The sequence below is a fragment of the Kitasatospora sp. NPDC091257 genome (assembly GCF_044757675.1).
Lineage (GTDB): Bacteria > Actinomycetota > Actinomycetes > Streptomycetales > Streptomycetaceae > Kitasatospora > Kitasatospora lactacystinica.
The window spans coordinates 1-4272 of sequence record NZ_JBIVVI010000806.1 but is presented as its reverse complement, the minus strand read 5'-3'; the positions used below and the strand labels follow the sequence as shown (position 1 = coordinate 4272).

Here is a 4272-nt window from a genome sequence, read left to right as displayed (position 1 = left end):
CCCGACGCCCGCCTCACCTGGCCCACCACCCACGCCCGCCCGAACGTGCACGCCTTCGAGGCCGGCCGCCCGCTCCGGGTGGCCGGGCTGGACTGGCCGGACGCCGGGGCCGGGCTCTCCGGGCACTCGGACGCCGACGTCGCCGCCCACGCCGCCTGCGACGCGCTGTTCTCGGCCGCCGGGATCGGCGACCTGGGCGCCCACTTCGGCACCGACCGCCCGGAGTGGGCCGGCGCGTCCGGGGTGAAGCTGCTCGGCGAGGCGGCCCGGCTGGTCCGCGAGGCGGGCTTCGAGATCGGCAACGTCGCCGTCCAGGTGATCGGCGTGCGGCCGAAGATCGGCAAGCGGCGGGACGAGGCGCAGGCGGCGCTGTCCGGGGCGGTCGGCGCCCCGGTGTCCGTCTCCGGCACCACCACCGACGGACTGGGCCTGACCGGCCGGGCCGAGGGGCTGGCCGCGATCGCCACCGCCCTGGTGTACGAACGGCGTTGAGCCGGTCGCGGTGAGCGGGCGGGAAGAAACCGCCCCTGACGGGTGTTCACCCGGTGTCCTCGGGGCCCGAGTCGCTACTGTTCGGCTCGGGCCCGTACGGGCTTCCGCTCGGGCCGAACCGCCGACGAGAAGAGGTAATCCGTGACCGCCCAGCTCTCCGACCGTGCCAAGGCGCTGCTCGACGACAAGAGCTTCGCCGTGGTCTCCACGATCCAGCCCGACGGCAGCCCCCAGGCCTCGGTGGTCTGGGTCAAGCGGGACGGCGACGACATCCTGTTCTCCACCGTCCAGGGCCGCCGCAAGCACCTCAACCTGGAGCGGGACCCGCGGGTCTCGATCCTCGTCAACCCGTCGGAGGACCCGTACGAGTACCTGGAGGCCCGCGGCGAGGTCTCGCTGACCACCGAGGGCGGCCGGGAGCTGATCGACGAGCTGGCCGCCAAGTACCGCGGCGTGGACAAGTACACCTGGGACGGTCCGGACGACGTCCGGGTGGTCGTCCGGCTCACCCCGCGCAAGGTGCTCGGCAGCATCTGACCCCGCCCGCGGGCCACTGTTTCCCCGGGATCACGCCCCCGTTGTCCCGGGGAATGTGGCGGGGCACCCCCTGCTGCCCACTACGCTTGACGCTGTGAGCATTCGTCTGTACGACACCAGCACCCGCCAGGTACGCGACTTCGTCCCGCTTGTACCGGGTTGTGTCTCGATCTACCTGTGCGGCGCTACCGTCCAGTCGGCGCCACACATCGGGCACATCCGGTCGTACCTCAACTTCGACATCATGCAGCGGTGGTTCGCCTACCGCGGCTACCAGGTGACCTTCGCCCGGAACGTCACCGACATCGACGACAAGATCATCGCCAAGGAGCGCGAGCTCGGCACGCCGTGGTGGCAGATCGGCTACGAGAACGAGCGCGCCTTCAACGACGGCTACGACGCGCTCGGCTGCCTGCGGCCGACCGTCGAGCCGCGGGCCACCGGGCACATCCCCGAGATGATCGCGATGATGCAGGGGCTCATCGCCAGGGGCCACGCCTACGCGGCCGACGGGAACGTCTACTTCGACGTGCGGTCGTACCCCGGCTACCTGGCGCTCTCCAACCAGAAGCTGGACGACCTGCGCCAGCCCGAGGGCGAGGGCGAGACCGGCAAGCGGGACCAGCGCGACTTCGCGATGTGGAAGGCCGCCAAGCCGGGCGAGCCGAGCTGGGAGACCCCGTGGGGCCCCGGCCGTCCGGGCTGGCACCTGGAGTGCTCGGCGATGGCCCACAAGTACCTGGGCGCGGCCTTCGACATCCACGGCGGCGGGCTGGACCTGATCTTCCCGCACCACGAGAACGAGATCGCCCAGTCCAAGGCCTACGGCGACGACTTCGCCAACTTCTGGGTGCACAACGCCTGGGTCACCATGGCCGGCGAGAAGATGAGCAAGTCGCTGGGCAACTCGGTGCTGGTCTCCGAGATGGTCCGGGCGTGGCGGCCGATCGTGCTCCGCTACTACCTGGCCGCCCCGCACTACCGCTCGATGATCGAGTACAGCGAGGAGTCGCTGCGCGAGGCCGAGGCCGGTTTCGGCCGGATCGAGGGCTTCATCCAGCGCGCCGTCGAGCGCTGCGGCACGGTCGACGCGGCGCCCGAGGTGCCGCCGGCCTTCGCCGAGGCGATGGACGACGACTTCGGCGTCCCGCAGGCGCTGGCCGTCGTGCACACCGCCGTCCGCCAGGGCAACAGCGCCCTGAACGCGGACGACAAGGAGAGCGTGGTGGCGCGACTGGCCGAGGTCCGTGCGATGCTCGGTGTACTGGGCCTCGACCCGCTCGACCCGCACTGGGCCGGGACGGAGCGCGGCGAGGACCTTCACGGTGTGGTCGACTCGCTGGTCCGCCTGGTCCTGGACCAGCGGCAGGCGGCGCGCGAGCGCAAGGACTTCGCCACCGCGGATGCCATCCGCGACCAGCTCGGCCTGGCCGGGCTGGCGATCGAGGACACCCCGTCCGGCCCGCGCTGGACGATCAACAGCCAGTAACCCCATCCGACGATCGGGGTGATGGGTGGGCCGTACCGGACCGGTGCGGCCCTCCCGCATGACGTACGCATGTCGTCGGCGGCCACCGGGCAGACCGGGGCGGTCGGGGCATGCCGGACAGACAGGAAGTACAGCCATGGCCGGCAACAGCCAGCGCAGGAACCGCCGCAACCCCGGATCGAAGAAGGGCGCGTCTGTCGGTACCGGCGGGCACAGCCGGAAGGCGCTCCAGGGCAAGGGTCCGACCCCGCCCGGTGCGGAGCGCAAGGGTCACCCCAAGCAGCGCGCCGCCAACGCCGCGATCAAGCGCGAGCGGGACGCCAAGGCCCGGGCCGGCATGCGCCGGGCCGGCGGCGGCGGTCGCGGCGGCCGCGGCGGCGCGGGCAGCGCCGAACTGGTCTTCGGCCGCAACTCGGTGGTCGAGGCCCTGCAGGGCGACGTGCCGGCCAACGCGCTGTACGTCCAGCAGTTCATCGACACCGACGACCGGGTCCGTGACGCCTTCCAGGCCGCCAACGACCGCGGCATCCCGCTGATGGAGGCCCCGCGGCCCCAGCTGGACCAGATGACCGGCGGGATGAACCACCAGGGCCTGGTGCTCCAGGTGCCGCCGTACGAGTACGCGCACCCCGAGGACCTCCTGGCGGACGCCGCCGACGCCGGCCAGGACGCGCTGATCATCGCGCTGGACGGCGTGACCGACTCGCGCAACCTGGGCGCCGTGGTCCGCTCCGCCGCCGCCTTCGGCGCGCACGGCGTGGTCATCCCCGAGCGCCGCGCGGCCGGCATGACCGCCGGTGCCTGGAAGACCTCCTCCGGCGCCGCGGCCCGGCTGCCCGTCGCCCGGGCCACCAACATGACCCGCGCCCTGGAGGCCTACCAGAAGGCCGGCCTGATGGTGGTCGGCCTGGCCGCCGACGGCGAGGCCGAGATCGGCGACCTGGAGCTGCTGACCGGTCCGGTGGTGATCGTCGCGGGCAGCGAGGGCAAGGGCCTGTCCCGGCTGGTCTCGGAGACCTGCGACATGCGGGTCCGGATCCCGATGTCCGGCCTGACCGAGTCGCTGAACGCCGGTGTCGCGGCGGGCATCGTGCTGTACGAGGCCGCGCGGCTGCGCGCCAAGCGCTGAGAGCTGAGTGCTGAGAGCTGAGCGCTGAGAGCTGAGCGCTGAGAGCTGAGCGCTTGGTGCTTGGAGCTCGGTGCCGAGCGCTTGGTGCTGAGCACGGCCGGGGCGCGGAGCGCAGGCGATCTTCCGAATTCCCCGCAATCCGAGTGGAAGGCGATCGGGCCCGATCGGGCCCGATCGCTTTTTTCATGATCACTTCAAGTGTGCGCCGGACATCCACCCGGCAGAGTGTCCTAAGCGGCCGTCACCCGGTTAGACGGGCGTGGACACCAGAACACCTCGGCGCCCCCTGTTCGGCAACGGCAGTTCCGGGATAGACGCGGGCCCCGCCCTCAACACCGTCAAGGTGGAGTCGGACCCTTCGCGGCTCAGCAGCACCCAGGCGAGCTTCCGGCTGCGGCTCGGCGCCCCGACGGCGCCGCTGATCGAGGCCCCGGCCGGACTGCTGTCCACCGGCGCCGCGTTCGGCGACCCGTACGCCAACCAGGGCCTGATCCGCCGTCCGCTGGTCACCCCGCAGGTCGTCGTGCCCGCCTCCGCCGTCCCGGCGCTGGCCGGGGCCGGGGCCGGCGGCGCGCCGCGCCGCAAGGGCCGGGTCACCGCCGTCACCTGGACCGGCCAGGCACCC

The 4272-nt window shown here is 72.4% G+C and carries 4 protein-coding genes and 1 pseudogene; all 5 read left to right on the top strand.

The window, feature by feature from the left end; all coding sequences use genetic code 11:
• Window positions 1-45: 45 nt before the first annotated feature.
• Entirely contained in the window at window positions 46-492 is a 447-nt protein-coding gene (gene ispF / locus ACIQOV_RS29920; RefSeq protein WP_401053712.1) for a 2-C-methyl-D-erythritol 2,4-cyclodiphosphate synthase, read from the top strand.
• A gap of 141 nt (window positions 493-633) precedes the next feature.
• Window positions 634-1029: a PPOX class F420-dependent oxidoreductase gene (locus ACIQOV_RS29915; protein ID WP_359913744.1), complete on the top strand. Its 396-nt coding sequence runs from the start codon at window positions 634-636 to the stop codon at window positions 1027-1029.
• A 94-nt stretch (window positions 1030-1123) separates the two neighbouring features.
• Window positions 1124-2518 carry a cysteine--tRNA ligase gene (gene cysS, locus ACIQOV_RS29910; RefSeq protein ID WP_401053711.1) on the top strand — a complete coding sequence of 465 codons (1395 nt, stop codon included), beginning with the start codon at window positions 1124-1126 and terminating at the stop codon, window positions 2516-2518.
• A gap of 136 nt (window positions 2519-2654) precedes the next feature.
• Window positions 2655-3647 carry a 23S rRNA (guanosine(2251)-2'-O)-methyltransferase RlmB gene (gene rlmB / locus ACIQOV_RS29905; protein ID WP_380551249.1) on the top strand — a complete coding sequence of 331 codons (993 nt, stop codon included), beginning with the start codon at window positions 2655-2657 and terminating at the stop codon, window positions 3645-3647.
• A gap of 259 nt (window positions 3648-3906) precedes the next feature.
• Window positions 3907-4272, top strand: a pseudogene (locus ACIQOV_RS29900) (hypothetical protein); the annotation flags it as partial.

What these genes read in the sequence shown, in the direction of transcription:
- rlmB (WP_380551249.1), top strand. Translation starts at nt 2,655, where the DNA reads ATGGCCGGCAACAGCCAGCGCAGGAACCGCCGCAACCCCGGATCGAAG.